The 24,275-nt window shown below is 62.2% G+C and carries 31 protein-coding genes; 12 read left to right on the forward strand and 19 right to left on the reverse strand.

Translation table 11 applies throughout. The annotated features are described in order from the left end of the window. Nucleotides 1-47: 47 nt before the first annotated feature. Nucleotides 48-749, reverse strand: coding sequence for a response regulator transcription factor (locus ICI42_RS03595; RefSeq protein WP_210316940.1), 702 nt, complete (start codon nucleotides 747-749; stop codon nucleotides 48-50). 356 nt (nucleotides 750-1,105) lie between these two features. Here ICI42_RS03595 and ICI42_RS03600 point away from each other — a divergent pair, with 356 nt between their 5' ends. From ICI42_RS03600 to ICI42_RS03615, 4 genes are all read left to right on the forward strand, one after another. Further along, complete coding sequence (locus ICI42_RS03600; RefSeq protein WP_188163141.1) at nucleotides 1,106-2,716, forward strand: phosphoenolpyruvate carboxykinase; 1,611 nt, start codon at nucleotides 1,106-1,108, stop codon at nucleotides 2,714-2,716. Nucleotides 2,717-2,802: 86 nt separating this feature from the next. Next, nucleotides 2,803-3,240 carry an alternative ribosome rescue aminoacyl-tRNA hydrolase ArfB gene (gene arfB / locus ICI42_RS03605; RefSeq protein ID WP_188163142.1) on the forward strand — a complete coding sequence of 146 codons (438 nt, stop codon included), beginning with the start codon at nucleotides 2,803-2,805 and terminating at the stop codon, nucleotides 3,238-3,240. 74 nt (nucleotides 3,241-3,314) lie between these two features. Then, nucleotides 3,315-3,833, forward strand: a complete 519-nt coding sequence (lysM, locus tag ICI42_RS03610; protein WP_188163143.1) for a peptidoglycan-binding protein LysM — start codon at nucleotides 3,315-3,317, stop codon at nucleotides 3,831-3,833. Nucleotides 3,834-4,085: 252 nt separating this feature from the next. Continuing rightward, entirely contained in the window at nucleotides 4,086-4,703 is a 618-nt protein-coding gene (locus ICI42_RS03615; RefSeq protein ID WP_188163705.1) for an alpha-ketoglutarate-dependent dioxygenase AlkB family protein, read from the forward strand. A 6-nt stretch (nucleotides 4,704-4,709) separates the two neighbouring features. On the opposite strand, the gene coaA is transcribed toward ICI42_RS03615, so the two are convergent. The 8 genes from coaA to hisB are packed head-to-tail and all read right to left on the reverse strand — an operon-like array spanning nucleotide 4,710 to nucleotide 10,176. Further along, entirely contained in the window at nucleotides 4,710-5,669 is a 960-nt protein-coding gene (gene coaA, locus ICI42_RS03620) for a type I pantothenate kinase (RefSeq protein WP_188163144.1), read from the reverse strand. Nucleotides 5,670-5,682: 13 nt separating this feature from the next. Continuing rightward, on the reverse strand, nucleotides 5,683-6,006 hold the full coding sequence (locus ICI42_RS03625; protein WP_188163145.1) for a phosphoribosyl-ATP diphosphatase: 324 nt from the start codon (nucleotides 6,004-6,006) through the stop codon (nucleotides 5,683-5,685). A 20-nt stretch (nucleotides 6,007-6,026) separates the two neighbouring features. Continuing rightward, nucleotides 6,027-6,812: an imidazole glycerol phosphate synthase subunit HisF gene (gene hisF / locus ICI42_RS03630; protein WP_188163146.1), complete on the reverse strand. Its 786-nt coding sequence runs from the start codon at nucleotides 6,810-6,812 to the stop codon at nucleotides 6,027-6,029. After that, nucleotides 6,809-7,687 carry an arginase family protein gene (locus ICI42_RS03635; protein WP_188163147.1) on the reverse strand — a complete coding sequence of 293 codons (879 nt, stop codon included), beginning with the start codon at nucleotides 7,685-7,687 and terminating at the stop codon, nucleotides 6,809-6,811. Before ICI42_RS03635 ends, hisF begins: the two co-directional genes overlap by 4 nt. Then, entirely contained in the window at nucleotides 7,684-8,433 is a 750-nt protein-coding gene (gene hisA / locus ICI42_RS03640; RefSeq protein ID WP_188163148.1) for a 1-(5-phosphoribosyl)-5-[(5-phosphoribosylamino)methylideneamino]imidazole-4-carboxamide isomerase, read from the reverse strand. The genes ICI42_RS03635 and hisA overlap by 4 nt, the downstream gene beginning before the upstream one ends. Next, complete coding sequence (gene hisH / locus ICI42_RS03645) at nucleotides 8,430-9,080, reverse strand: imidazole glycerol phosphate synthase subunit HisH (RefSeq protein WP_188163149.1); 651 nt, start codon at nucleotides 9,078-9,080, stop codon at nucleotides 8,430-8,432. The genes hisA and hisH overlap by 4 nt, the downstream gene beginning before the upstream one ends. A gap of 1 nt (nucleotide 9,081) precedes the next feature. Beyond that, nucleotides 9,082-9,573 (reverse strand): DUF2628 domain-containing protein, encoded by a 492-nt coding sequence (locus tag ICI42_RS03650; protein WP_188163150.1) that lies wholly within the window; start codon nucleotides 9,571-9,573, stop codon nucleotides 9,082-9,084. Between the two features lie 3 nt (nucleotides 9,574-9,576). Beyond that, nucleotides 9,577-10,176, reverse strand: coding sequence for an imidazoleglycerol-phosphate dehydratase HisB (hisB, locus tag ICI42_RS03655; RefSeq protein WP_188163151.1), 600 nt, complete (start codon nucleotides 10,174-10,176; stop codon nucleotides 9,577-9,579). 182 nt (nucleotides 10,177-10,358) lie between these two features. Between hisB and hslV the strand changes: the two genes are divergently transcribed. The 6 genes from hslV to ICI42_RS03685 all read left to right on the forward strand — a co-directional run bounded on the left by hslV (nucleotide 10,359) and on the right by ICI42_RS03685 (nucleotide 15,883). Continuing rightward, nucleotides 10,359-10,910 carry an ATP-dependent protease subunit HslV gene (hslV, locus tag ICI42_RS03660; RefSeq protein ID WP_188163152.1) on the forward strand — a complete coding sequence of 184 codons (552 nt, stop codon included), beginning with the start codon at nucleotides 10,359-10,361 and terminating at the stop codon, nucleotides 10,908-10,910. Continuing rightward, on the forward strand, nucleotides 10,900-11,406 hold the full coding sequence (locus ICI42_RS03665; RefSeq protein ID WP_188163153.1) for a GNAT family N-acetyltransferase: 507 nt from the start codon (nucleotides 10,900-10,902) through the stop codon (nucleotides 11,404-11,406). The genes hslV and ICI42_RS03665 overlap by 11 nt, the downstream gene beginning before the upstream one ends. Nucleotides 11,407-11,477: 71 nt before the next feature. Continuing rightward, nucleotides 11,478-12,092, forward strand: coding sequence for a DUF2585 domain-containing protein (locus ICI42_RS03670; protein WP_188163154.1), 615 nt, complete (start codon nucleotides 11,478-11,480; stop codon nucleotides 12,090-12,092). 55 nt (nucleotides 12,093-12,147) lie between these two features. Next, nucleotides 12,148-13,296: a hypothetical protein gene (locus ICI42_RS03675; protein ID WP_188163155.1), complete on the forward strand. Its 1,149-nt coding sequence runs from the start codon at nucleotides 12,148-12,150 to the stop codon at nucleotides 13,294-13,296. 11 nt (nucleotides 13,297-13,307) lie between these two features. Next, nucleotides 13,308-14,618: an ATP-dependent protease ATPase subunit HslU gene (gene hslU / locus ICI42_RS03680; RefSeq protein WP_188163156.1), complete on the forward strand. Its 1,311-nt coding sequence runs from the start codon at nucleotides 13,308-13,310 to the stop codon at nucleotides 14,616-14,618. Nucleotides 14,619-14,947: 329 nt separating this feature from the next. Continuing rightward, complete coding sequence (locus tag ICI42_RS03685) at nucleotides 14,948-15,883, forward strand: DUF1402 family protein (RefSeq protein WP_230980192.1); 936 nt, start codon at nucleotides 14,948-14,950, stop codon at nucleotides 15,881-15,883. Nucleotides 15,884-15,889: 6 nt separating this feature from the next. Here the strand turns inward: ICI42_RS03685 and ICI42_RS03690 are convergent, their stop codons facing one another. The 5 genes from ICI42_RS03690 to ICI42_RS03710 all read right to left on the reverse strand — a co-directional run bounded on the left by ICI42_RS03690 (nucleotide 15,890) and on the right by ICI42_RS03710 (nucleotide 19,099). Continuing rightward, entirely contained in the window at nucleotides 15,890-16,282 is a 393-nt protein-coding gene (locus tag ICI42_RS03690; RefSeq protein ID WP_188163158.1) for a DoxX family protein, read from the reverse strand. Nucleotides 16,283-16,370: 88 nt separating this feature from the next. Continuing rightward, entirely contained in the window at nucleotides 16,371-16,736 is a 366-nt protein-coding gene (locus tag ICI42_RS23540; protein ID WP_188163159.1) for a helix-turn-helix domain-containing protein, read from the reverse strand. Continuing rightward, on the reverse strand, nucleotides 16,733-17,278 hold the full coding sequence (locus ICI42_RS03700) for a Smr/MutS family protein (protein ID WP_188163160.1): 546 nt from the start codon (nucleotides 17,276-17,278) through the stop codon (nucleotides 16,733-16,735). Before ICI42_RS03700 ends, ICI42_RS23540 begins: the two co-directional genes overlap by 4 nt. After that, nucleotides 17,275-18,381, reverse strand: coding sequence for a murein transglycosylase A (gene mltA / locus ICI42_RS03705; protein ID WP_188163161.1), 1,107 nt, complete (start codon nucleotides 18,379-18,381; stop codon nucleotides 17,275-17,277). The genes ICI42_RS03700 and mltA overlap by 4 nt, the downstream gene beginning before the upstream one ends. A gap of 16 nt (nucleotides 18,382-18,397) precedes the next feature. After that, nucleotides 18,398-19,099, reverse strand: a complete 702-nt coding sequence (locus ICI42_RS03710) for a Tim44/TimA family putative adaptor protein (protein ID WP_188163162.1) — start codon at nucleotides 19,097-19,099, stop codon at nucleotides 18,398-18,400. Nucleotides 19,100-19,307: 208 nt separating this feature from the next. On the opposite strand from ICI42_RS03710, the gene ICI42_RS03715 reads away from it, so the two are divergent. Further along, nucleotides 19,308-19,778 carry an FxsA family protein gene (locus ICI42_RS03715; RefSeq protein ID WP_188163163.1) on the forward strand — a complete coding sequence of 157 codons (471 nt, stop codon included), beginning with the start codon at nucleotides 19,308-19,310 and terminating at the stop codon, nucleotides 19,776-19,778. A 110-nt stretch (nucleotides 19,779-19,888) separates the two neighbouring features. Further along, nucleotides 19,889-20,386 carry a protein-export chaperone SecB gene (secB, locus tag ICI42_RS03720; RefSeq protein ID WP_188163164.1) on the forward strand — a complete coding sequence of 166 codons (498 nt, stop codon included), beginning with the start codon at nucleotides 19,889-19,891 and terminating at the stop codon, nucleotides 20,384-20,386. A gap of 70 nt (nucleotides 20,387-20,456) precedes the next feature. Here the strand turns inward: secB and dnaQ are convergent, their stop codons facing one another. The 5 genes from dnaQ to ICI42_RS03745 all read right to left on the reverse strand — a co-directional run bounded on the left by dnaQ (nucleotide 20,457) and on the right by ICI42_RS03745 (nucleotide 24,137). Further along, on the reverse strand, nucleotides 20,457-21,170 hold the full coding sequence (dnaQ, locus tag ICI42_RS03725; RefSeq protein WP_188163165.1) for a DNA polymerase III subunit epsilon: 714 nt from the start codon (nucleotides 21,168-21,170) through the stop codon (nucleotides 20,457-20,459). Nucleotides 21,171-21,219: 49 nt separating this feature from the next. Next, nucleotides 21,220-21,825: a dephospho-CoA kinase gene (gene coaE / locus ICI42_RS03730; protein WP_188163166.1), complete on the reverse strand. Its 606-nt coding sequence runs from the start codon at nucleotides 21,823-21,825 to the stop codon at nucleotides 21,220-21,222. After that, nucleotides 21,822-22,661 carry a shikimate dehydrogenase gene (locus ICI42_RS03735; RefSeq protein ID WP_188163167.1) on the reverse strand — a complete coding sequence of 280 codons (840 nt, stop codon included), beginning with the start codon at nucleotides 22,659-22,661 and terminating at the stop codon, nucleotides 21,822-21,824. The genes coaE and ICI42_RS03735 overlap by 4 nt, the downstream gene beginning before the upstream one ends. After that, nucleotides 22,654-23,253: a Maf-like protein gene (locus ICI42_RS03740; RefSeq protein ID WP_188163168.1), complete on the reverse strand. Its 600-nt coding sequence runs from the start codon at nucleotides 23,251-23,253 to the stop codon at nucleotides 22,654-22,656. Before ICI42_RS03740 ends, ICI42_RS03735 begins: the two co-directional genes overlap by 8 nt. Nucleotides 23,254-23,321: 68 nt before the next feature. Further along, entirely contained in the window at nucleotides 23,322-24,137 is an 816-nt protein-coding gene (locus tag ICI42_RS03745) for a pyruvate, water dikinase regulatory protein (RefSeq protein ID WP_188163169.1), read from the reverse strand. Nucleotides 24,138-24,275: the final 138 nt, after the last annotated feature.

A 24,275-nucleotide genomic window follows, 5' to 3' on the forward strand; every position in this document is an offset into this window, starting at 1 on the left:
ACCAGAGCCTATTGCGCTCAGCCTCGGAGCCCGGCATCCGCGCCGCATCACATTTCGCGGAAGCGATAGCCCACACCGTACAAGGTCTCGATCATCTCGAAGTCGTCATCCACCTGCTTGAACTTCTTGCGAAGCCGCTTGATGTGGCTGTCGATGGTCCGATCGTCGACATAGACCTGCTCATCATAGGCCGAATCCATCAGCGCGTCTCGGCTTTTGACGACGCCCGGGCGTTGGGCAAGCGAATGCAGGATGAGGAACTCGGTGACGGTCAACGTCACGGGCTCGCCTTTCCAGGTGCAGGTGTGGCGCTCCTGGTCCATGACGAGCGAGCCGCGCTCCAGCGAACGCGACTGCTGGTTGGGGCTCTTGGCGGCGGCCTCGCGAGCGCTGGCGCGGCGCAGCACGGCGCGGACGCGCTCGACAAGCAGGCGCTGAGAGAAGGGTTTGCGGATGAAGTCGTCGGCGCCCATCTTGAGGCCGAACAGCTCGTCGATCTCATCGTCCTTGGAGGTTAGGAAGATGACCGGAAGGTCGGTCTTCTGGCGCAGCCGGCGCAGAAGCTCCATGCCGTCCATGCGCGGCATCTTGATATCGAGAATGGCAAGATTGGGCGGCCTTGCGCTCAGGCCCTCCAGAGCGGACGCGCCATCCGTATAGGTCTCGACGCGATAGCCCTCGGATTCGAGTGCGATCGACACCGAGGTCAGGATGTTGCGGTCGTCGTCGACCAGGGCAATGGTTGCCATTTCCAGCGTCTCCCTCATGGACGGGGTCCCTTCTGTCGTTCGGAAGGGCTTGTGCAGGACAAATTAGGTACAAAATGTGGCATAGACCTTTGCCGCATCAAGAGGCAAGTGCCCATGGAAACGGCGCGGTTTCATTTCGATCCCTTAACCTATGACGAAACCCCTCGCCTTTTCCTTGGGCACCGCCGTAATTATTTTGAGCAGTTTAACCGTTTTAAACGATTCTCAAAATTTTAAATCGATTAAACATTTGATATAGCTATGCTTTTCTGGTTCTGACAGAACCGCTCCCGTTGTATAGGAGCGCCGGGCCACAATCCGGTCGGACGCGACCTAAACAAACGAGGACTTTTTAAATGACCGAGACAGGACGCCGGAATCCCGCGTGCGGCATCGAAGCGGCTGGGCTCAAAACCAGCGGCAAGGTTCGCTACAACTTCGGTCCCGCCGAACTGTGCGAGGAAGCGCTGCGTCGTGGCGAGGCCAAGCTGACTGCCCATGGCGCGCTTGTGGCCTATACAGGCCAGCACACCGGTCGTTCCCCCAAGGACAAGTTCGTCGTCCGCAGCGCAGAGACGGAAGACCACGTCTGGTGGGACAACAACAAGCCGATGTCCCAGGCGCATTTCGACACGCTTCTGGCCGATTTCATCGAGCTCGCGGCCGACAAGGATCTCTATGTCCAGGATCTGATCGGCGGCGCCGATCGGTCGCTGGCATTGCCGACGCGCGTCATCACCGAATTCGCCTGGCATTCGATGTTCATCCGCAACCTGCTGATCCGTCCGGAAGCGGAAGAGCTCGACAGCTTCGTGCCGCAGTTCACGATCATCGACCTGCCCTCCTTCCGCGCCGACCCCAGCCGCCATGGCTGCCGCACCGAGACCGTCATCGCCGTCGACCTGACGCGCATGATCGTGCTGATCGGCGGTTCCGCCTATGCCGGCGAGATGAAGAAGTCGGTGTTCACCGCGCTCAACTACATCCTGCCCTCCAAGGGCGTGATGCCGATGCATTGCTCGGCCAATGATGGCCCGAACGGCGATTCCGCCGTGTTCTTCGGCCTGTCGGGCACCGGCAAGACGACGCTCTCGGCCGATCCGACGCGCACGCTGATCGGCGACGACGAGCATGGCTGGGGTCCGGACGGCATCTTCAACTTCGAAGGCGGCTGCTACGCCAAGACCATCCGCCTGTCGGCCGAAGCCGAGCCGGAAATCTTCGCCACCACGCAGCGTTTCGGCACCGTGCTCGAAAACGTCGTGCTGGACGAAAAGCGCATTCCCGATTTCGACGATGGTTCGCTGACGGAAAACACCCGTTGCGCCTATCCGCTGGACTTCATCCCGAATGCCAGCGAGACGGGCCGCGCCAGCCATCCCAAGAACATCATCATGCTGACCGCCGATGCCTTCGGCGTGATGCCGCCCATCGCCAAGCTGACGCCGGCCCAGGCCATGTACCACTTCCTGTCGGGCTACACCGCCAAGGTCGCCGGCACCGAGCGTGGCGTGACCGAGCCGGAAGCAACCTTCTCGACCTGCTTCGGCGCCCCCTTCATGCCGCGCCATCCGTCGGAATACGGCAATTTGCTGCGCGAGCTGATCGCCGAGCACAAGGTCGACTGCTGGCTGGTCAACACCGGCTGGACCGGCGGCGCCTATGGCACCGGCAAGCGCATGCCGATCAAGGCGACACGCGCTCTGCTGACCGCCGCGCTCGACGGTTCGCTCAACGAGGCCGAGTTCCGCACCGACCCGTCCTTCGGCTTCGCGGTTCCGGTCGCCGTCCCCGGTGTCGATACGGCGATCCTCGATCCGCGTTCGACCTGGGGCGACAAGACGGCTTACGACCGCCAGGCGGAGCGACTGGTGTCGATGTTCATCGACAATTTCGGCAAGTTCGAAACCCATGTCGACTCGTCGGTTCTGGGTGCTGCTCCACGCATTCAGGAAGCCGCCGAATAAATTTTGGAATACCTGGGAGGGATGGAGGAGAGGCCCGGCGCAAGCTGGGCCTTTTCTTTTGACCGAAGGCGCGGCATGACTTCGCGATGGATATCAACGACGACATCGTGATCGCGCCGGACGTGGTGATCCGCGCGGACGAGCTGGAAGAGAACTTCATCCGTTCCTCCGGCCCCGGCGGGCAGAACGTCAATAAGGTGGCGACGGCCGTGCAGCTGCGCTTCGACGCGCGCAATGCGCCCGGCCTGCCCGAACGCGTCCGCGAGCGCACCATCAAGCTCGCCGGCCAGCGCGCCACCAAGGACGGCGTCATCGTCATCGAAGCCGGCCGTTTCCGAACCCAGGAGCAGAACCGCGCCGATGCGCGCGGACGGTTGACAGCGCTCGTCGCCAAAGCGGCCGAACCGCCGCCCCCGCCGCGCAAGAAAACGCGGCCGACCAAGGGTTCGGTCGAGCGCCGGCTGAAATCGAAAGCCGGCCGCTCGACGGTGAAGAAACTGCGCGGGCGCATCGACAACGACTGATGCTGGCCTATCTTCTCAAGCACTCCGCCACGTGACACGTTGCACTCAACAAGAACAGGCAAGGGAGAGCCAGGATGGGTATTTTCGATTTCGTCAAGAATGTGGGAAAGAAGCTCGGCATCGGCGACGATGAGGAGGCTCCCAAGGCCGAAACGCTTAAGAAAGATCTCGATTCCTACAAGCTCGGCACCGACAAGGTCACCGTGAAGGTCGAGGGCGACAAGGCCATCGTGTCGGGCGTCGTCGAGGACCAGTCGATCTTCGAGAAGGCGGTGATCGCAATAGGCAACACGGTCGGCATTTCCAAAGTCGAAGCCGGCGAACTCAAGGTGGCCGCGCCAGAATCCGGGCTCAAGCTCGATCCCGGCGCCGACATGACCGCTTTGGTTGCCGCGGCCACACCCGCCAGGCAGCCGGTGTTCTACACGGTCAAGAAGGGCGACAATCTCTGGAAGATCGCCGAGGCACAGTATGGCAAAGGCAAGGGCGCGAAGAACCCGATCATCTTCGAGGCCAACAAGCCGATGCTGACGCATCCGGACAAGATTTATCCCGGCCAGGTGCTGCGCATCCCGGATATCGAACAGGGCTGAAACCTGAAGACCTGACCCGCACGGTCGCAGATAGATTGGACGCGCTTTCAGCTCACCCCGGACCCCTCTGAGCGAGGGGTTGGAAGCCTATTTCGGTGGGCTTGAACAGCGCGGTTGGAGGGGTCGAAACCCCTTCTCCGACCCCCTCGCCTGAAGGGACCAAGGGTGCGACGAGCGAAGAAGTTCGGCGGCTTTCGGGTCGCCGTTTTCGTTTCCGGAACCTATATCGACGGAACCAACGAGGTCCTTGCCATGCTCGTCCTGCCCAAAGGCGTCCGCCATATGCCCGGCTTCCTCTCCCGCGAGGTGCAGGAAGGCCTGGTGGACGATATCCGCGCCGTGGTGCAGGCAGCGCCGCTCTACGTTCCGGCAATGCCGCGCACCGGCAAACCGCTGAGCGTGCGGATGACCAATTGCGGCTCTCTCGGCTGGGTCACCGATAAGGAAGGCGGCTATCGCTATCAGGCAACGCATCCGGTGACTGGCGAGCCCTGGCCGGCGATCCCGCAACGATTGCTCGATCTGTGGGGCACGGTTGCGGGCTATGCGGCCGCGCCGGAAGCCTGTCTTGTGAATTTCTACACCGACGACGCCAGGATGGGCCTTCATCAGGATCGCGACGAACAGGATCTAGCCGCACCCGTGGTCTCGGTGTCGCTGGGCGATGCGTGCCTGTTCCGTATCGGCGATACGACGCGCAACGGACCGACCTCATCCTTCCGGCTTGAGAGCGGCGATGTCGTGGTGCTCGGCGGAGCCGGTCGGCTCTGCTTTCACGGCGTCGACCGGATTTATCCGCGCACGTCGGCTTTGCTGAAGAAGGGCGGACGCATCAACCTGACCCTCCGACGCGTCACGAAAGCCGCATAGGCCAGTTCACAGTTTGCGCAGCGCGACTTCCTCAACCAGATGATCGGCGCCCTTGCGCAGGATCAGATCGGCGCGCGGGCGCGTCGGCAGGATGTTTTCGCGCAGGTTTTTCAGATTGATGTTGGCCCACAGCCCTTCGGCAATCGCCTGGGCGGCATCGGTCGACAACGCGGCATAGCGGTGGAAGAACGAGGCGGGATCGCGGAAGGCGGTTTCGCGCAGCCGCATGAAGCGCTTGATATACCACTCGTGTATCATGTCTTCGTCGGCGTCGATGTAAATCGAAAAATCAAAGAAGTCAGACACGAAGGGCACGAAGTTGCCGTCCTTCGGCAGTTCGCGCGGCTGCAAGACGTTGAGCCCTTCGAAAATCAGAATGTCGGGCCTGTCGATGGTGACATATTCCCCGAACATCACGTCATAGGTCAAATGCGAATAGAGCGGTGCCCGGACATTGGGCTGACCCGATTTGATCGCGGACAGGAAGCGCAGCAGCGCGCCGACATCGTAGCTGTCGGGAAAGCCCTTTCGCTCCATGAGATTGTTGCGTCGCAAAACCTCATTGGACAACAGAAACCCATCGGTGGTGACGAGATCGACCTTCGGGCTCGATGGCCAGCGCGCCAGAAGCTCTTTCAGGATACGAGCGGTGGTCGATTTGCCGACGGCCACCGAGCCCGCCATGCCGATGATGTAGGGTGTCTTGACCGTGTCTTCGGAGTTGAAAAACTGCTTGCGCTGCCGAAACAGCAGCTGGCTCGACTCGACATGGGCGTAGAGCAGCCGCGACAGCGAGAGATAGATGCGCCGAACCTCATCGAGATCGACGGGATCGTAGAGGGAGCTCAGCCGCTTGACCTCGTCGGCCGTCAGCGTCAGGGGGGTATCGGCGCGGAACTTGGCCCATTCCTCGGCCGAATAGAACCGATAGGGGGAGTATTTTTCCGCCGGGGCCAGTTGATCCATCGACACCTCGCGCCTAGTCGTTCTTGCGGGATGCCTTTTCGGCAACTCCGCTTTGCCCCGTGCGGCGCTCCAGTTCCTTCATCACATCGGAGACGGGAACGCCCGCAATCGTCAGCACCACAAGCCAGTGGTACAGAAGATCGGCACTTTCGGAAACGAGTTCTTTTGCGTCGCCGCGTACAGCGGCGATGACCGTTTCGACGGACTCTTCGCCCAGTTTCTGCGCGGCTTTCGGCATGCCCTTCGCAAACAGCTTGGCGGTCCAGGAATCGGCTTCGCCGGACCGGGCGCGCTGCGCAACGATCTCTTCGAGATCCTTCAGGGAAAAATCGCTCATTCAGTCCTCGGAATTGACGGTCAGCCGATCGGGTCTAGCCGCATCGGCAGACCTGCTTGTGCCATGTGCGCCTTGGCCTGGGCAATGGTGTAGGTGCCGAAGTGGAAGATCGATGCGGCCAGAACGGCGGTCGCATGGCCTTCGCGGATGCCCGCGACCATGTGATCGAGAGTGCCGACGCCGCCCGAGGCGATGACCGGCGCGCGAACCGCATCCGCAACGGCGCGCGTCAGGGCAATGTCGTAGCCGATCTTGGTGCCGTCACGATCCATCGAGGTGAGAAGGATTTCGCCGGCGCCGAGATCCACCACCTTGCGCGCGAATTCGATGGCATCGATACCGGTGCGCTCGCGGCCGCCATGGGTGAAGATTTCCCAGCGGTCGCCCTCACCCGCGCCGGACACCTTCTTGGCGTCGATGGCGACGACGATGCACTGGTTGCCGAACTTGTCGGCGGCTTCGGCGACGAAATCCGGGTTTTTCACCGCAGCGGTGTTGATCGACACCTTGTCGGCACCGGCCAGGAGCAGCTTGCGGATATCGGCTACCTGCCGCACGCCGCCGCCAACCGTCAGCGGCATGAAGCACTGTTCGGCGGTGCGGGCGATCACGTCGAATATCGTCTCGCGGTTGTCCGACGACGCCGTGATATCGAGGAAGCACAATTCGTCCGCGCCAGCCGCATCATAGGCCTTAGCCGCCTCGACCGGATCGCCGGCATCGATAAGGTCGACGAAGTTGACGCCCTTGACCACACGGCCGTCCTTGACGTCGAGGCAGGGAATGACGCGGGCCTTGAGGGTCATCGGTTCGCCTCCACTTTCGGGTCCTGTCGGACTTCGGCCTTACGACCTTCCAGCGTTTCCAGAAGTTCGGTCAATAAACGCCCGACGATGGGCGGCACTTCGTCCTCAGCATCGAACAGGGGATCATAGGCCGAGAGCGTGAGGCCGGAAATCGGCAGCGCACCGGCCAGGCTGCAGGCCATCTGCCTGAGCTGTTCCGGAGCGGGCCCGCCCTCGCTGACATAGCGATTGGCCTGCAATTTCCTGGGATTGTGGACATCCAGATCGAGATGCATGTGGACGCGCTGCGCGCCGGCCGCCTTGAGCTTGGCCGAAGCGGCAACCGCATCGGCGCATTCGCTGCGGATGATCGGCAGTGTCTTCAGAAGCTCGCGCTCGCCTGGATCGAGGTCGCGCGCGTCGATGAGCAGGCAGCGCGACGGTTCGATGGCGCGGAAGCCGGGAATACCCTTGGTCATGCCGTGCCAGCACAGCCCAAGCACCGTAGCCAGTGCCATGCCGTCGAGAAAGCCCGATACCGAGGTTTCAGGCGTGTTGAGATCGCCGTGCTGATCGGCCCAGACGATAGCGTCGGAATCCTCACCGCCAATGGAGCCTGCCGTGGTCAGGCAATTGCCGGCCAAAACGATAGGAAATCGGTCCTGCTCGCGCGCTTGCCGCACGGCATTGGCCACGGCGCTGCAGACCGCGAAACCGGTGGCGATTTCGCGCTGCTGCTCGTCGCCGACCTTGCCGATATCTTCGACCGACACATCATGACCGGCATAAGTCAGCGCCTCGCTCAGCCCGCCCGAGATAAGCGCTTCCGGCCCTTGCCCGAAACCGCCATGGAAATGGCCGCTGTCATAAGGGGCGAGGATAAGTGCGATCTTCATAGGCCCGTCGCTCCCGCCGCCTCACCGCGCAGGACCGCAAGCGCTTCTCTGGGATCAATGCGCCCATCATAGAGCGCGCGACCGGAAATCGCGCCTTCGAGTTTTTGGGCATCCGGCATGGTCAGGCGGACGATATCGGCGATGGAAGCGAGACCGCCCGACGCGATGACCGGGATGGAGACGGCTTCGGCCAAGTCGATGGTCGAAGCCCAGTTGATCCCGGCCAGGATGCCGTCGCGGTCAATATCGGTGTAGATAATCGCCGAGACACCCGCGCCCTCGAATTTTTGGGCCAACTCGATCACGCCGAGGCTGGAGGCCTCCGCCCAACCCTCGACCGCGACCTTGCCGCCCTTGGCATCGATGCCGACGGCAATCTTGCCAGGGAATTGCTTGCAGGCTTGCTTGACGAGTTCTGGATCACGCACCGCCACCGTGCCCAGGATGACGCGCGCCAGCCCTTTGGACAGCCAGGCTTCGATATGGTCGAGCGTGCGGATGCCGCCGCCGAGCTGCACCGGATTTTTCGTTGCCTTCAGGATCGCCTCGACAGCTGCACCATTGACGCTCTCGCCGGCAAAGGCACCGTTGAGGTCGACGACATGCAGCCACTCGAACCCCTGGTCCTCGAAGGCCTTGGCCTGGGCGGCCGGGTCGGCATTGTAGACGGTGGCCTGCTGCATGTCGCCCAGCTTGAGGCGAACGCACTGGCCGTCCTTGAGGTCGATGGCGGGAAAAAGGATCAAGGCTTCCACCTCAGGAAATTGGCGATGAGGGCGAGGCCGAGCGCCTGGCTCTTTTCAGGATGGAACTGGGTGCCGGCCATGTTGTCGCGGCCAACGGCTGCGGTAACCGGTCCGCCATAGTCGGCAAGCGCCAGAACCTCCGCATCCTTGCCGGCATCCAAATGGTAGGAATGGACGAAATAGGCGTGCAGACCATCGTCTCCTGTCGGGATTCCGGTGAACAGCGGGTGCGAATGTTTCACGTGAATCGTGTTCCAGCCTATCTGCGGGATCTTCAGCGCAGGGTCGGTGGGCTCGATTTCCTTGACGTCGCCCGCAATCCAGCCGAAGCCATCAGTGATGGTTTTCTCCAGCCCGCGTTCGGACATCAGCTGCATGCCGACGCAGATGCCAAGGAAGGGGCGGGCCTTCTTCTCGACCGCATCGCGAATGGCGTCGACCATGCCGGGGACCGCGTTCAGACCGGCGCGGCAATCGGCATAGGCGCCGACGCCTGGCAGCACGATGCGGTCAGCCGTTGCGACCCGCTCGGCATCTGCGGTCAGGTCGATTTCGGCCGGGATTCCCGCCTCGCGGGCAGCGCGCTGGAAGGCCTTCGTGGCCGAGCGGAGATTGCCCGAACCGTAGTCGATGATGGCAACGCGCATGTCAGGGCCTTCCGGGATAGTTCAGCAGGAGTGCCGCGCCTGACCCTGACGGAGCAGGCCGAGGGCTCGGGCCCGGCGTGATCGTCATGGCCAAGGGCTGGATCGGCTCGTCTGCCAGATGCGTCGCGGCTTCCGCGGCATAACGCAGTTCGACCTCGTCGCGACTTCCGGCGACCAGTGTGCCCCATTCAGCCCAGTCCTTGCGGCGCAAGGCGGCGATGCGCATGGCCTGGCCTTCCAGGCCGACATAGATGGAAACCAGAAGCGACAGAAGCGAAACGGCTGCGGGGTGCAGGCCGTAGAAGCCTGCCAGCGAGATCAGCACCATGACGAGCAGCGCGACAGCTGCTTCCAGCCAGAGCCGATGCCACAAAAGCCAGAACACCGGCACGATGAAAGCCAGAAACGCAAAACCGTCGCGGATCAGGACGGCATCCTGAAAAGCCTTGCCGCCCGCCTGTCCCGGCGGCTCCATCACCACATAGACGGACATGGTCTATCCTTTCAGGCTGCCCTTGGTCGAAGGCACCGCGTCGGGTTGGCGCGGATCGCTTTCGAGTGCTGCGCGCAGCACCCGCGCCACCGCCTTGAAGCAGGTCTCGGCGATATGGTGGTTGTTGGCGCCATAGAGGTTGGTGACATGCAGCGTGATGCCGGCGTGCTGCGCCAAGGCCTGGAAGAATTCACGCACCAGCTCGGTGTCGAAAGTGCCGATCTTAGGGGCTGAGAATGTCACGTCCCAGACCAGGAACGGCCGCCCTGAGACGTCGATGGCGGCGCGGGTCAGCGTCTCATCCATCGCGAGATCGAGCGAGGCATAGCGCATGATGCCCCGCCGCTCGCCAAGTGCCTTGGAGAGCGCCTGGCCGATGGCGATGCCGGTATCCTCGACCGTATGGTGGTCGTCGATATGCAGGTCGCCCTTGGCGCTCACCCTCATGTCGATCAGCGAATGCCGCGACAGCTGGTCGAGCATGTGGTCGAAGAAGCCTACTCCCGTGGCCATTTCGGCGCGGCCGGTGCCATCCACGTCAACCGAAACGGAAATCTCGGTCTCCTTGGTTGTGCGGCTGACTTCGGCTTTGCGAGCGGACATTTCGGGCTCATCCTTCGTGGAAAACGAAAGCCTTCTACCAGCATGAACGGGTGAATGAAAGTTGGCAAAGCGGCGCGCGCGAAGCGGAATTGCAATCGCCGCAGCCATGCATACATATGCGGCGACCAACCCTCGTAACGCGCACGCCGCCGATTGGGGCCGCGCGCATCGGAGCATCTTACATGTCGAATGAACTTTCCATGCACGCCACGACCATCGTCACCGTGCGCAAGGGCAACAAGGTGGTGATCGCCGGCGACGGCCAGGTCAGCCTTGGCCAGACCATCATGAAAGGCAATGCACGCAAGGTGCGCCGCATCGGCAAGGGCGGCAACGTCATCACCGGCTTTGCCGGCGCCACCGCCGACGCCTTCACCCTGCTGGAACGGCTCGAAGCCAAGCTCGAACAATATCCCGACCAGCTGACCCGCGCCTGCGTCGAGCTTGCCAAGGACTGGCGCACAGATCGCTATCTGCGCCGGCTCGAAGCGATGATGCTCGTGGCCGACAAGTCCGTGACGCTGGCCTTGACCGGCAATGGCGACGTGCTCGAACCCGAACATGGCGTCATGGCCATCGGTTCGGGCGGCAACTATGCGCTTGCCGCCGCCCGCGCTCTGCTCGACACCGATAAGGACGCGGAAGACATCGCCCGCAAGGCAATGCAGATCGCTTCCGACATCTGCGTCTACACCAACAACAATTTCGTGGTCGAAACGCTCGATGCAGAATGATCCGGTCTATGACTTCCGGCCGGTGATGGCCAAGGATCTGCCCCTCCTGGCCAAATGGCTGGCCGAGCCCCATGTCGCCGAATGGTGGGGCCCGGCCGAGGAAGAACTCGCCCAGATCCGCGAGCATATCGACAGCATTTCCGTCGAGCCGCTGATCGTGGAGCTCGGCGGCAAGCCGATCGCCTATCTGCAGAGCTACGATCCGCATATGGAAGACGACCATCCCTATGCCGACCAGCCCTATGGCACGCTGGGGCTGGATATCACGATCGGCCCGGCGGAATATCTGGGCCAGGGACATGGCTCGGCGATCCTCGACCAGTTCGCAGAAGAGCTGTTCGAGGAAGGCGCGCCGCGCCTGATCATCGATCCCGATCCGGGGAATGCGCGCGCGATCCGCGCTTATGCCAAAGCCGGTTTTCAGCCCATCGGAGAGCGCACGAGCATTTATGGGCCGGCGCTGATCATGGCGCGCGACGCGCCGGACGAAGAGTAGCCGACAGCCGCTCATTCATCGCTGCTCCAAATGCGCTGCAAATGTGCTTTTGTGCGCTGGAACTGATTCGGATGGACACAGGGGGCACGGTGGCTCAGGCGGCACAGACACGGCACGGCACGGCATGGGGGTTGGACTGGAGGGCCGGCATCGGCGTCGCCGCCCTCCTGGTCGCAGCACAAGCCATCATCCTGCATCTTCTCGGCCGCATCTGGATCTGCAAATGCGGATATGTGAAATTGTGGCACGGCGTGGTGGTCAGTTCGGAGAACTCCCAGCACCTCTCCGACTGGTACACGTTCTCGCACATCATCCATGGCTTCCTGTTCTACTGGCTGTTCTGGCTCATCTTCCGCCGCTCGACCGTGTGGACCCGCCTGTCCTTCGCCATCCTGCTCGAAGCGGCGTGGGAAATCCTGGAGAACAGCCCGATCATCATCAACCGCTATCGCGAGGCGACGATCTCGCTGGATTATTTTGGCGACAGCATCGTCAATTCGGTCGCGGACACGCTGTGGATGGTGTTGGGCTTCGCCCTCGCCGCCCGCCTGCCGATCTGGCTGACGATCGCGCTCGCCATTCTGTTCGAACTGGTGGTCGGGTATCTGATCCGCGACAACCTCACGCTCAACGTGCTGATGCTGGTCTATCCGCTGGAATCGGTGAAGGCCTGGCAGGGCGGTTGAGCTTTCGACAGGTCGTCATAACGCAATCCCTGAAACATTCTGGGCGGACATCATATTGATCAGCGCTGAAACACTGGAAAAAGCCGTCGCGGAGAGCACCATCACATCCGCCCAGCGCGAAAGGCTGCTCGCTATCGAGCAGGCCGGAACGACCGCCCTGGTCGAGGACGATGGCGGCGAGGAGAACCTGCGGCTGATCGGCGGCGGCAACGATTTGTTCGTCACCGTGGGCACGATCCTGCTGTCGGCCGGTTTCTATTTCGTGCTCAGCACCCTGCTTGCCGGCCAGGTTCTCGCCATTGCCGGCCTGATGGCGGCCTGCACCTGGGCTGTCGCCGAAATCGTCACGCGCCAGCACCGGATGAAACTGTCATCGACCGTGCTCAGCCTCATCTTCATCGGCGCCGTCATGACGGGATTGTCGCAGATCACCTATGAACGCTACATGCTCGCCGTGCCGGAAACGATATGGCAGCTTGTAGCTTTGCGCGGCGATATCGCCCCGGCATCATACCTGTTTTTCGGTGGAACCATCGTTGCCGCCGTCGTTTATTTCCTCCGCTTTCGCGTGCCGATCCTGGCCGGCGTGGTCGCCATCGCGGTGACATGCCTGGTGTTCCTGCAGACGGCGCTGTTTCTCTATGACGGTGTGACGACCGGATCGGTGGCGCCGCCCTCATTGCAGGACCTGCCGCAATTGCTGCGCGCGTCGCTCTACATGCCGCTGATCTGCGGACTGGCGGTGTTCGGCGTGGCGGTAGCGCTCGATCTGCACGACCGCGACCGGCGCACCATCGGGTCGGACTGCGCGTTCTGGCTGCATGTCGTCTCAGCGCCGATGCTGGTGCATCCGCTGTTCATCCTGGCCACCGGACGCGATGTCGCCCTTGGCCGGATCGAGCCGGACACGATGGCCACCGTCCTGCTCGTCGCTCTGATCGCCGCTTTCGTCTATATCGCGCTGGCCATCGACCGGCGTTCGCTGCTGGCGCCGACGCTGGCCTATTTCGGTTCGCTCGGCATCTACTACCTCGTGCATTCCGCAGCCAATACGACCGGAGTCCCGCCCTTCGCGCTCATCCTCCTGGCGGTCGGCACCCTGATCATTTTCTTCGGCGCCGGCTGGCAGCGTATCCGCCGCTTGATCATCGGGCCGACACTCCCCACATCGGTGCTGAACAGACTTCCCCCCATCAAGGCTTAGCAATTCCCACCATGTCGAATTTTTCCCCAAGAGAGATCGTTTCCGAACTCGACCGTTTCATCATCGGCCAGAAAGACGCCAAGCGCGCCGTGGCGATTGCCTTGCGCAACCGCTGGCGGCGCCAGCAGTTGGAAGGGCAGATGCGCGAAGAGGTCATGCCCAAGAACATCCTGATGATCGGACCCACCGGGGTCGGCAAGACTGAGATTTCGCGCCGTCTCGCCAAGCTTGCGGGCGCGCCTTTCGTCAAGGTCGAAGCGACGAAGTTCACCGAGGTCGGCTATGTCGGCCGCGATGTCGAGCAGATCATCCGCGATCTGGTCGAGATCGGCATCGGCCTGGTTCGCGACAAGATGCGTGAGGACGTCAAGGCCCGCGCTCATATCAATGCCGAGGAACGCGTGCTTGAGGCCCTTGTCGGCAAGACGGCGAGCCCGGCGACACGCGACAGCTTCCGCAAGAAACTGCGCGACGGCGAGATGGACGACAAGGAGATCGAGATCGAGGTTGCCGACACCGGCACCGGCGGCATGCCGAGCTTCGACATTCCCGGCATGCCGGGAGCCAATGTCGGCGTGCTCAACATCAACGACATGCTGTCGAAGGCGATGGGCGGCAAACGCACCAAGACGCGCAAGACAACGGTCAAAGAATCCTACGCGCTCCTCATCGGCGACGAATCCGACAAGCTGCTCGACCAGGACGAGGTGATCCGCCGCGCGCTGGAATCTGCGGAGAATGACGGAATCGTCTTCCTCGACGAGATCGACAAGATCGCCGCGCGCAGCGACATTTCCGGCGGACCTTCGCGCGAAGGCGTGCAGCGCGACCTGCTGCCACTTGTCGAGGGCACAACGGTGGCAACCAAATACGGGCCGGTGAAAACCGATCATATTCTGTTCATCGCCTCGGGCGCGTTCCACGTCTCCAAGCCGTCGGACCTGCTGCCAGAGCTTCAGGGCCGACTGCCGATCCGTGTCGAGCTGCGCGCGCTGGAGAAAGAAGACTTCGTCCGCATCCTGACGGAGACGGAAGCCAGCCTGATCAAGCAGTATATCGCGCTGATGGCGACCGAGGGCGTGACGCTCGATATCACCGAAGACGCCATCGACCAGCTTGCCGGCATCGCCGTCGATCTGAACGCCAGCGTCGAGAATATCGGCGCCCGCCGCTTGCAGACCGTCATGGAGCGGGTTCTGGACGAAATCTCCTATGACGCGCCCGACCGGAACGGCACGACCGTGACCATCGACGCCGCCTATGTGCAGAAACATGTCGGCGAACTGTCCAGGAATACCGACCTGTCGCGCTTCATCCTGTAGCGGTGTGGACGGGATTGGGGGCAATGGCCCCCTCATCCGGCCCTTCGGGCCGCCTTCTCCCCGGGGGGAGAAGAGAAAGCTGTCATCGCCGTTGCGGTCCCTCTCCCCTCGGGGAGAGGACGCGAGCAAAGCGAGCGGGTGAGGGGGATACCCTTTCCTTGATCAACGCGACAACCGTCCATGTGGCCGAAACGTCCCATCGGCCCTATTCTTAACAAATTGGGCGGGGATTGCCTCGACACGCGTCGGTGCAGTCCATAACCTGCCCGGCCTGGTGCAGGACGCGGGGTGCGGCGGCTTTCATGAAAAAAAGATCTCTCCTGGCGGCGATGCTGTTTGCGCTTCTTTCGAGCGCGCCCCAGACCAATGCAGCCACCGCGGTGCCACCGGGCAACCGCAACGCCGAACAGCCTTCCGTGCCCGGCGCTTCCAGCCGCCGAACCACGGCAGGCAACACCACCTTCGACGCCAAGTATCGCAAGGTGTTCGCGCTGCTCAGCAACGACTCCGATCTTCGGGCCAAGATACGCAAGGCAGCCTCGGCCTATGGCATCGACCCGATGCATATCGTCGGAGCCATCGTCGGCGAGCACACCTACAATGTCGACGCCTATGACCGGCTGCAGACCTATTACGTCAAGGCCGTCTCCTATCTCAGCAGCAGCCTGTCCTTCAGCTATAAGGGCGAGGACATCACCGAGTTCGTTGAGAGGCCGCAGTTTTCGAGTTGCGAGGGAATGCGCGACAGCTACGACCTGTGGTCTTGCCGAGAGAGCGTCTGGAACCGCCAGTTTCGCGGCAAGACAGTCGACGGAAAAAGCTTCCCGAACGACCGCTTCAGCGCAACCTTCTTCCAACCCTTCTACGCCGGCCAGACCTTCGGCATCGGCCAGCTCAACCCGCTGACGGCGCTGCAGATGACTGACATGGTCCACCGCGTTTCCGGCCTGCCGAAGCTCGATGCAGGCGATTCCAACGACGTCTACAAGACGATCATGGATCCCGACCTCACCCTGCCCTATGTCGCGGCAACGTTGAAGACGTCGATCGACGCCTATCGCTCCATCGCCGGCTTCGACATCTCGCAGAACCCCGGAGTTACCGCGACCCTCTACAATATCGGCAATCCCGAGGCGCGGGCCTATGCGCTGAAGGCCGAGAACGAGCGCCGCCGCGCAGCGGGCGAGCCTGAAAAGCTGCCCGAGGAAAATTATTACGGCTGGCTGGTCAATGAAAAGCTCGATGAGCTTAAGGCGATGTTCTGACCCGCATCAGCCGGCTTGCCGCCATGGGAAGATTGCGCGCAGCGCAGGGTCACGTAGCCACAACCCGCCCCACATGAACAGCCCGAGATAGATGCTGAACAGGACATGGCTGAACAGCGGGTTGCCTATCCGTATTTGCGTGGCCATCGCTCCACCGAGAACGCCCATCATCAGCACCGCGCCAAGCACGCTGGTCTTGGGGAAGACATACAGCAGCACGCAAATCAATTCGATGATGCCGATCATCAACACATAGCCATCCGGCCATCCGAGCTGCCGCATCGTGTCGGTGGCAGCCGCCATGCCGAGGAACTTCGGCGTAATCGATGCACCCAGCATGAACAGAACGAAGATTGCCGACAAAACGCGGCCGGCCCAAAGCATGCTCTTTCGGCTCATCGCCTCGTCTCCCCTGCACTATGCCGCGAGCAGACCTAGCATAATGGGCGGGTATCGCGGTAGCAGGGGCGAAGGCGGGGCTCCCGCGCTACTGTCGTTTCCTGTCACGCACCAGCGTCTGGATGAGTTCCTTCAAGGTTTCCTCATCCAAGTCACCGATCCGCGCCGCAAGCAGGTTCGCCAGTTCGGTCGCAGCCGGCGACAGGCCCGATGTGTCGACCACCACGCGCGGTTCGGATGCTTGCGCCAGCGCGACGAGATCTTCGGCATCGTCCCAGATCAGGTTGAAATAGCCCAGGATCTTCTGGATCGTTGCCCAGGACGGCAAGCCGCGATGGCCATGTTCAAGCGCGGAGAGATAGGCGGCGCTGACGCCGATATCCGTCGCCATATCCTTTTGGCTCACGCCTTTCTGGCGCCGGAGGGCACGAAGGCGCTCGCCGAACGGCGTCACTTGGGCAACACCTTGCGCAGGCGGACATAGATGGCGCCGCCGCCGCCATGGTGGCGCGCGGCGTTGTCGTGGCTGCTGACGAGCAAGCGAAACGGCGGCGTGGTCAGCCAGATCGGCACCGAACGCCGCAGCACGCCCTCGCCTTTCGAGGACGATCCCTTGCCGGTAATGACCAGCACGTAGCGAATACCGGAGGCATGGGCGCGACTGAGAAAGGACAGCAGCAGCGAATAGGCCTCATCCTGGGTCATGCCATGCAGATCTACCCTGCCCTCGATGGGCAACCGACCCTTGGACAGCTTGTCGAGCGTCGGCTCGTCCAGCCTATGGCCGACATAGAGTTTCCTGGTGGGTTTCGGTTCGGGGCCAGGCGTCGGCGCCGCGGGGGCCTTCGATTGTTTGGAAGCGGGCTTTTCGGCCGGTCCGTCATCGGGCTCAGGGGCGAACACATCCTTTGGGCGCAACGGCTTCGTCGATTTGGCGACGAGGCTCCACAGCACCCTGTCTTCGCTCGTGAGGTGATCCTGTTTCGGCCGCTTCATGGCCTGCTGTCGCGCAAAAGCCGGTTCGGCACAAGAGCGAAGAACTCAGCCTGGTGGCGTACAACACCGGCGATTTCGCCCGCCGCCTCGCCCGACCCGGCAAACAGATCGCCGCGAGCGGCGCCGACAATGGCCGAACCGGTGTCCTGCGCTATCATCAGCCGCTGGAAGGGTTTTGCGTCGAAGGCGGCCAGCCTGGGTGCTGAAATGTGGAAGGGGGTGCCGAACGTGTGCAGCAGCCTGTCCACCGCGACCGAACGGCCTGGCGTCAGCGGCACCTTGGCGGCCGCGATCGGTCCCAACCCGTCATCGTCGACCGGTGCATCGCGAAAGAAAATGTAGGAGCGGTTCTGCCATAGAATCTCGTCGATCCGATGCGGATTGTCGCGGAACCAGGCGCGGATCGACTGCATGGTCACCTGTTCGAGCGGGATTTCGCCGAGATCGGCGAGGATGCGCCCCGGCCCGGAAAACCGCTGCCCGGACTTGGCGACATAGGTCACCCGCCGCATGCCGCCATCCGTCATGTGCAGCCGCGCCGCGCCCTGGACATGGATAAAGAACGCATCGACCTTGTGCCGCAGCCAGGCAATTTCCAGCCCTTGATCAGCCAGCGCCCCTCGCTCGATGGCGCCACGGTCGAAATACTCGATCAAGCCTTCAGGTGTCTTACGGGCGAACGCCAGATAAGGGTCCATGCCTGCGGGGCGATTGGCATCGTCGATGTCGATGAGGTCGGGCGGGCGGGACAGGAGCGGCACTGTGAAATCGCCGGTTTTTTCGGCCGAGGCCTCGACCTCGGGCTCGTAGAAGCCGGTGACCAGCCCTGCCACTCCTGGTTCAGGCTCCACCAGCATTGGCGTGAAATGGCGTTCGAAGAACGCCCGCGCAGCCGGCCCATCCAGGGCATCGATGCTTCTCGCCTCGGCATAAGCGGGCTCGAAGGCCTGAAACGCGATGCCGAGTGCGCCGGACCGGTAGGGCTTTTTCAGAGCCTGGAGGGCGGAACGGCGAAAGGCCTCGAATGCCGAGGCCTTTTCATCTTCGTACCAGCCCGGCAGGTCGCCGAAGCTTTTGTGTTTGAGGCGGGGCGACAGCGCCACGGCAAATGCCCCTGCGTCAGTCTTCTTCCTCGGTCGCGATCAGCTTCCAGTTCGGATCCTTAGACCGCGTGTCGCGCGCAAAGGTCCAAACATCCTTGACCTCGGCCACCGTTTCCGGGTCGCCGTCGATCACTTCGCCGCTCTGGTTGCGGGTGGCGGAAATCAGTTCGCTGACGATGCGCAGCGTGACATGCGCTTCCGACCCCTTCATCTCGGCCCCGACGATCTCGGCCTTGTTGATGCCGACGAATGAGGACTGGATCTTCTCCGAGCGTGATTCGCGGTCGGCGATGGCGGCGACGAAACCGTCATAGACTTCGCGCGACAGAAGGTTCTTCAGCGTCTTCCGGTCGCCATCGGCATAGGCCATGACAATCATCTCGTAAGCCATCTTCGCGCCTTCGGCGAAGGTCTTCGGATCGAAGGACGCATCGGCATCCTTGATCGCGCGCATACCCTTGTTCAGGGCACTATCGGGCGCCGCGACCGCGTCGATGCCGGCATAAACCTCCTCGGGCGCCTCCGCCTCCCGCTTGCGTGGCAGCGAAACGACATTGTCGTTGCGGGTCGAGGCCTCGTCGCCGGTCTTGGCGCGGGTGTAGGGGTCGAAAGGCGGCTTCTCATTGCCCGTGCGCCGCCCAAGCACGCTGCGGAGCTGATAGAAAATCACCGCAGCCACGATGATGAAGAAGATTGTGCCGAAATCGAAGAATTCCATATTCGCCGCCGATCAACCCTTTCCCGCCGCTTGCGCAATCGCCTGTTGCAGGGCAGCCACATAAACACCAAATGATGATAGCATATAGTCCGGACAAGCCGATCATTCAAATCGGCAGAGCCGATACCTATGTATTTGTTTGCAATTGTATGCGCCAGTCGGCTCATGCGCACGAAAAGATGAACTCTCGCGGAGACCCGGCCCGTTCATGATCGCCTTGCTGATCCTTCTCATGCCGCTTTTCGAGATCGCGGGCTTCGTCGTCGTCGGCAGCCAGATCGGCGTGCTGCCGACTTTGGGGCTGGTGATCCTCAGCAGCGTTGTCGGCGTCCTGCTCCTGCGCGTGCAGGGTTTCGGCGTCATGACGCGCATTCGGGCAGCGCTTGCAGCCGAGCAGGACCCGAGCCGCGAGGTGATCCATGGCGTGATGATCCTGCTTGCGGGCCTACTGCTGGTCATTCCCGGCTTCATCACCGACATCATCGGCCTAGCGCTTTTCCTGCCGCCGGTGCGCGATCTCGGCTGGAAGCTGTTGCGGCGCAATGTGAAGATGGACACGCGCGTCTACGGCTTCCGCCGCCAGAACGCCCGCGATGGCAAGACCATCGATCTCGACGAGACCGACTACAGCCGCAAGCCAAACCCGGATTCGCCCTGGCGCTCGCTGCCGGACGAGTAATCGGCAGCTTCAAATCCAGCCACAACCTTGTCTTGGCCGGGCCGCCATGCTAGCCAACGCACGATTTCAATCCCGGCCGCGCCGCGGTCGAGCCAAGAGGATTTAGGCTTATGGCCAATCAGGACAGTGCGCCGACCGGCGCGGCCACCAACGGCAACGCCGCACAGGCATCGCTGAACGTTCTGGCTCAATATGTGAAGGACCTTTCCTTCGAAAGCCCCGGCGCACCAAATTCGCTGCGCGGCCGTGACAAGGCGCCCGGCATCAACATCAATGTCAACGTCACAGCCAACCCGCTGACCGACAAGCAGTTCGACGTCAACCTGACGCTCAACGCCAAGGCAGCGGTGGACAAGGACGTTCTGTTCAATGTCGAGCTGGTCTATGGCGGCGTCTTCAACATCGAAGGCTTCCCGCAGGAGCACATGCTGCCGGTGCTGTTCATCGAGTGCCCGCGCCTGCTGTTCCCGTTCGCGCGCCAGATCATCGCCGACGCGACCCGCAATGGCGGCTTCCCGCCGCTGATGCTTGACCCGATCGACTTCGCGCAGATGTTCCAGCAGAAGATCGCCGAGGAACAGGCCGCCGCCAAGGTGAAGGTCAGCTAAGCCTGACGCACAAGGATACCAAAAAGCCCGGTTCGCCGGGCTTTTTTATTGGCGGGATGGCGCCACAGCTCTACCCGCCGGGCTGGGACAGTTTCGCCCAGAGCGACTTTTCGCCAAGGCTGGCCACAAGTTTTTCATGCGCTGCCTGCTCGGCCTCGCTGAGCCGCAGCGGCAAGGTACGCGGGCGCTGCGCAACCGTGATCTGAATATCCACCGACGATGAATTGTCGCTGGAGCGGATTTCGATGGCCGAGTCCAGCACGAGCGCTGCCTGCTTGCCGCCAATCAGTTCGATATAGACTTCGGCGAGAAGCTCGGAATCGAGCAGCGCGCCGTGCTTGGTGCGGCGGCTGTTGTCGATGCCATAACGGCGGCACAGCGCATCGAGCGAGTTCGGCCCCATCGGATGCTTGCGCCGCGCCAGCACCAGCGTGTCGACGACAAGGCCGGGGTCGACTGCGGGACGGCCGACCCTGGCAAGCTCGGCATTGATGAAGCCGATGTCGAAATTGGCGTTGTGCGCGACCAGCCGCGCACCATCGAAGAACGACACGAACTCGTCCGCGATTTCCGTGAAATTCGGCTTGTCGGCAAGCTGCTGGGCAGAGATGCCATGGACCGCCTGGGCATCAGGGTGGATCTGCCGGCCCTGCGGATTGATATATTTGTGGAAGGTGCGCCCGGTGGGGAACCGGTTGATCATCTCCACACCGCCGATCTCGATGACTCGATCCTCGCGCGCATCTAGGCCGGTGGTTTCGGTATCGAAAATGATTTCACGCATCGATTCGCTCCATGGCCAACCATGCGGCCGGCCGGATCAGGCTTCAAGTTCAGGATGCGGCAATGCCGCCCTTATCCCCCAGCACATCGGCAATGATGCCGGTGACCGCCTGTCTTGCGACTTCCAGGCCCTGTCCGGTGTCGACGATGTAGTCGGCCCTGAGGCGCTTTTCCGCGTCCGGCACTTGCTTGGCCAGGATCGCCGCGAATTTTTCCTCGGTCATGCCGGGCCGCTCCAACACGCGCTGACGCTGTATCTCAGCCGGCGCGCTGACCACCACTACCTTGTCGACCCTGTCGCGGCCTCCGGTCTCGAACAGAAGCGGGATATCGAGGACGACGAGTTTTTGACCGTCCTGCTTGCTTCGGGCGAGAAAATCAGCCATTTCGTCGCGTACCAGCGGATGGACGATGGCTTCGAGCCGCTTCATCGCCTCGGGATTGCCGAGCACCTGCTTCGACAGGCGATTGCGATCAACCACCCCGTCGACCACCGTCCCGGGAAAGGCCTCTTCCACCGAGGGTGCCGCCTTGCCGGCATACAGCCGATGCACCGTTTCGTCGGAATCGTGCACCGGCACGCCAGCCTCGCGGAACATCGCAGCGGTGGTGGATTTGCCCATGCCGATGGAGCCGGTGAGGCCGAGAACGATCATCGATGCTTATCCAGATCCTGAGCGATGAGGTCATGGAGCGCTTCGGTCACCTCTGGGCGAATGCCGAACCAGCGCTCGAAGCCGGGCACGGCCTGATGCAGCAGCATGCCGAGACCATCGACAGTCTTCAAACCCGCATGGCGGGCGGCAGCAAGCAACGGTGTTTCGAGCGGCACATAGACGATATCGGTGACGACGGCGTGCGGCGGCAATCCGGAGACGTCCACCGCCACATCGCCCTCGCCATGCATGCCCAGCGCTGATGTGTTGACCACGAGATCGGCATCGCCCAGCAGGGCCGATGTCGCTTCAAGCGCATGGGCAGAGACTGTCTTTCCGAAATGGTCGGCCAGTTCTTGCGCGCGGGAAATCGTGCGGTTGGCAACACGGATATCAATGAAACCGCGCGATTTGAGCGCGTGGATGATCGCGCGCGACGCCCCCCCAGCCCCCAGGATAAGCGCTGTCTTACCATTATCCCAAGCCGGTGCCTTGGCGTCGAGATTGGCTGCGAAGCCATAGGCATCGGTGTTGCCGCCCCATAGCTCGCCACCCTCGAACCACAGTGTATTGACAGCGCCGATCTGCTCGGCTGCCTCATCGCGCTGTGCGACCAGCGCGAACGCCTGCTCCTTGTTTGGGATCGTGACGTTGCCGCCGACATAACCGTTGGCCCGCAAAGACGACAGGAAGGCAGCAAAGTCGTTGGGCGCGACATCGAGGGCTTGGTAAGTTCCATTGAGGCCATGGTGTCTCAGCCAATAGCCATGGATGAGCGGCGACCGCGAATGCGCGATGGGGTGGCCGCAAACGAAGGCCTTTGGTGCTTCAGCCATCAATGGCGCCCATCTCGCGAAGCTGGCCGAGCAACGGCAGAAGCGGCAGGCCGACGATGGTGAAATAATCGCCCTCGATCTTCTCGAAAAGCTGGATGCCCTCGCCTTCGATTTGGTAGGCGCCGACGCTGGACAAGGCCTTGTCGCCGACCCGTGCCAAATGACGTCCGATAAAGCCGGGATCGAGCACCCGCATCGTCAACGACGCCACCGAGACATGGCGCCACAGAACCTGTCCGCCCTGGGCGACGACAACCGCGCTGTTGAGATGATGGGTCCGGCCCGACAGCGAAAGAAGATGACGCCTCGCCCCTTCCATGTCGGCGGGCTTGTGAAAGATCGTATCGCCCAGGGACAGGGTCTGGTCGCAGCCCACGACAACATCGCCCGGATGGGCTTCGCTGACCGCAATGGCCTTGGCCTCGGCCAGAACGAGCGCGACGTCCTCCGCCGATGCCCCGCTCGACTTCAGCGGAGCTTCGAGCGAGCGCTCGTCGAGATCGGCAGGAACGGGCTTCACGTCGAGGCCGGCATTCTGCATCAGGGTTAGGCGGAACGGGCTGGCCGACGCCAGGATGAGTGTCTCGGGCATGTTTCCTCCTGCAAGGCTGTAGTGCCTTGTTCGCGACAGCACTTTACAGAATTGACGGTTTTCTGGCTCTAGCGATTCTTGTTGCGCAGGGCAACGATGGCAGCGGCGGTTTCCTCGATGGACCGGCGGCTGACATCGATCATCGGCCAGTTGTGGCGCGTGCAGATCTGCCGGGCATAGGCCAATTCCTCGGAAATGTTCGCGCGGTCGACATAGTCTTGCGCATCATGCGCTGCTCCCAGAACGCGGTTTTGCCTGACATGGGAGATGCGTTCGGCGGTGGCGACTAGACCGACAACGAGCGGGCGTTGCGCCGTCACCAGTACAGGTGGGATCGGCACACCGAGCACGATGGGAATATTGGCGGTCTTTATGCCACGGTTGGCGAGATAGATGCTGGTCGGCGTTTTCGACGTGCGCGAGATGCCGATCAGGACGATATCGGCCTCTTCTATATCCAGCGGCAGCTGGCCGTCGTCATGCTCCATAGTGAAGTTGAGCGCATCGATGCGGCGGAAATATTCCGCGTCAAGCACATGCTGCGCGCCGACGCGGCGGCCGGCCGGCGTACCGAGATAGGACTGAAACACGGTCAGCACCGGCTCAAGCACATTGACCGCCGGCAGACCCATGGTAGTGCAGCGCTGGTCGATCATCCCGGCAAGCTGCTGATCTACGACCGTATATAGGATGATGCCCGGCTCCTCCTCGATCTCGTCGAACACCTTCATCAGCTGCTTTTCCGTGCGCACAAGAGGATAGATGTGTTCGATGGCGCGGGCGTCCTTGTATTGCGCCGAAGCCGCGCGGCCGGCCGCCAGGAGAGTCTCTCCAGTCGCGTCAGAAATCAGGTGAAGATGAAAGAAGCTTTGCGGTTTGTTCACAGAATACCGTGGGGCCTGTGGCCAACTGTGGATGAAGCCGGACAAATCGGCCGGTGTGGAAAAGCGACTGTATCAGAACCGGTTTTGTCCACAATTCGTGCTGCTGTCCAATTCGATCGGCGGCTGTGGAGCGTTCTG

It is taken from the genome of Oryzicola mucosus (assembly GCF_014534685.1).
Classification (GTDB): domain Bacteria; phylum Pseudomonadota; class Alphaproteobacteria; order Rhizobiales; family Rhizobiaceae; genus Oryzicola; species Oryzicola mucosus.

What these genes read in the sequence shown, in the direction of transcription:
- ICI42_RS03595 (WP_210316940.1), bottom strand. Translation starts at nt 749, where the DNA reads ATGGCAACCATTGCCCTGGTCGACGACGACCGCAACATCCTGACCTCG.
- ICI42_RS03600 (WP_188163141.1), top strand. Translation starts at nt 1,106, where the DNA reads ATGACCGAGACAGGACGCCGGAATCCCGCGTGCGGCATCGAAGCGGCT.
- arfB (WP_188163142.1), top strand. Translation starts at nt 2,803, where the DNA reads ATGGATATCAACGACGACATCGTGATCGCGCCGGACGTGGTGATCCGC.
- lysM (WP_188163143.1), top strand. Translation starts at nt 3,315, where the DNA reads ATGGGTATTTTCGATTTCGTCAAGAATGTGGGAAAGAAGCTCGGCATC.
- ICI42_RS03615 (WP_188163705.1), top strand. Translation starts at nt 4,086, where the DNA reads ATGCTCGTCCTGCCCAAAGGCGTCCGCCATATGCCCGGCTTCCTCTCC.
- coaA (WP_188163144.1), bottom strand. Translation starts at nt 5,669, where the DNA reads ATGGATCAACTGGCCCCGGCGGAAAAATACTCCCCCTATCGGTTCTAT.
- ICI42_RS03625 (WP_188163145.1), bottom strand. Translation starts at nt 6,006, where the DNA reads ATGAGCGATTTTTCCCTGAAGGATCTCGAAGAGATCGTTGCGCAGCGC.
- hisF (WP_188163146.1), bottom strand. Translation starts at nt 6,812, where the DNA reads ATGACCCTCAAGGCCCGCGTCATTCCCTGCCTCGACGTCAAGGACGGC.
- ICI42_RS03635 (WP_188163147.1), bottom strand. Translation starts at nt 7,687, where the DNA reads ATGAAGATCGCACTTATCCTCGCCCCTTATGACAGCGGCCATTTCCAT.
- hisH (WP_188163149.1), bottom strand. Translation starts at nt 9,080, where the DNA reads ATGCGCGTTGCCATCATCGACTACGGTTCGGGCAATCTCCGCTCGGCC.
- ICI42_RS03650 (WP_188163150.1), bottom strand. Translation starts at nt 9,573, where the DNA reads ATGTCCGTCTATGTGGTGATGGAGCCGCCGGGACAGGCGGGCGGCAAG.
- hisB (WP_188163151.1), bottom strand. Translation starts at nt 10,176, where the DNA reads ATGTCCGCTCGCAAAGCCGAAGTCAGCCGCACAACCAAGGAGACCGAG.
- hslV (WP_188163152.1), top strand. Translation starts at nt 10,359, where the DNA reads ATGTCGAATGAACTTTCCATGCACGCCACGACCATCGTCACCGTGCGC.
- ICI42_RS03665 (WP_188163153.1), top strand. Translation starts at nt 10,900, where the DNA reads ATGCAGAATGATCCGGTCTATGACTTCCGGCCGGTGATGGCCAAGGAT.
- ICI42_RS03670 (WP_188163154.1), top strand. Translation starts at nt 11,478, where the DNA reads ATGGACACAGGGGGCACGGTGGCTCAGGCGGCACAGACACGGCACGGC.
- hslU (WP_188163156.1), top strand. Translation starts at nt 13,308, where the DNA reads ATGTCGAATTTTTCCCCAAGAGAGATCGTTTCCGAACTCGACCGTTTC.
- ICI42_RS03685 (WP_230980192.1), top strand. Translation starts at nt 14,948, where the DNA reads ATGCTGTTTGCGCTTCTTTCGAGCGCGCCCCAGACCAATGCAGCCACC.
- ICI42_RS03690 (WP_188163158.1), bottom strand. Translation starts at nt 16,282, where the DNA reads ATGAGCCGAAAGAGCATGCTTTGGGCCGGCCGCGTTTTGTCGGCAATC.
- ICI42_RS03700 (WP_188163160.1), bottom strand. Translation starts at nt 17,278, where the DNA reads ATGAAGCGGCCGAAACAGGATCACCTCACGAGCGAAGACAGGGTGCTG.
- ICI42_RS03710 (WP_188163162.1), bottom strand. Translation starts at nt 19,099, where the DNA reads ATGGAATTCTTCGATTTCGGCACAATCTTCTTCATCATCGTGGCTGCG.
- ICI42_RS03715 (WP_188163163.1), top strand. Translation starts at nt 19,308, where the DNA reads ATGATCGCCTTGCTGATCCTTCTCATGCCGCTTTTCGAGATCGCGGGC.
- secB (WP_188163164.1), top strand. Translation starts at nt 19,889, where the DNA reads ATGGCCAATCAGGACAGTGCGCCGACCGGCGCGGCCACCAACGGCAAC.
- dnaQ (WP_188163165.1), bottom strand. Translation starts at nt 21,170, where the DNA reads ATGCGTGAAATCATTTTCGATACCGAAACCACCGGCCTAGATGCGCGC.
- coaE (WP_188163166.1), bottom strand. Translation starts at nt 21,825, where the DNA reads ATGATCGTTCTCGGCCTCACCGGCTCCATCGGCATGGGCAAATCCACC.
- ICI42_RS03735 (WP_188163167.1), bottom strand. Translation starts at nt 22,661, where the DNA reads ATGGCTGAAGCACCAAAGGCCTTCGTTTGCGGCCACCCCATCGCGCAT.
- ICI42_RS03740 (WP_188163168.1), bottom strand. Translation starts at nt 23,253, where the DNA reads ATGCCCGAGACACTCATCCTGGCGTCGGCCAGCCCGTTCCGCCTAACC.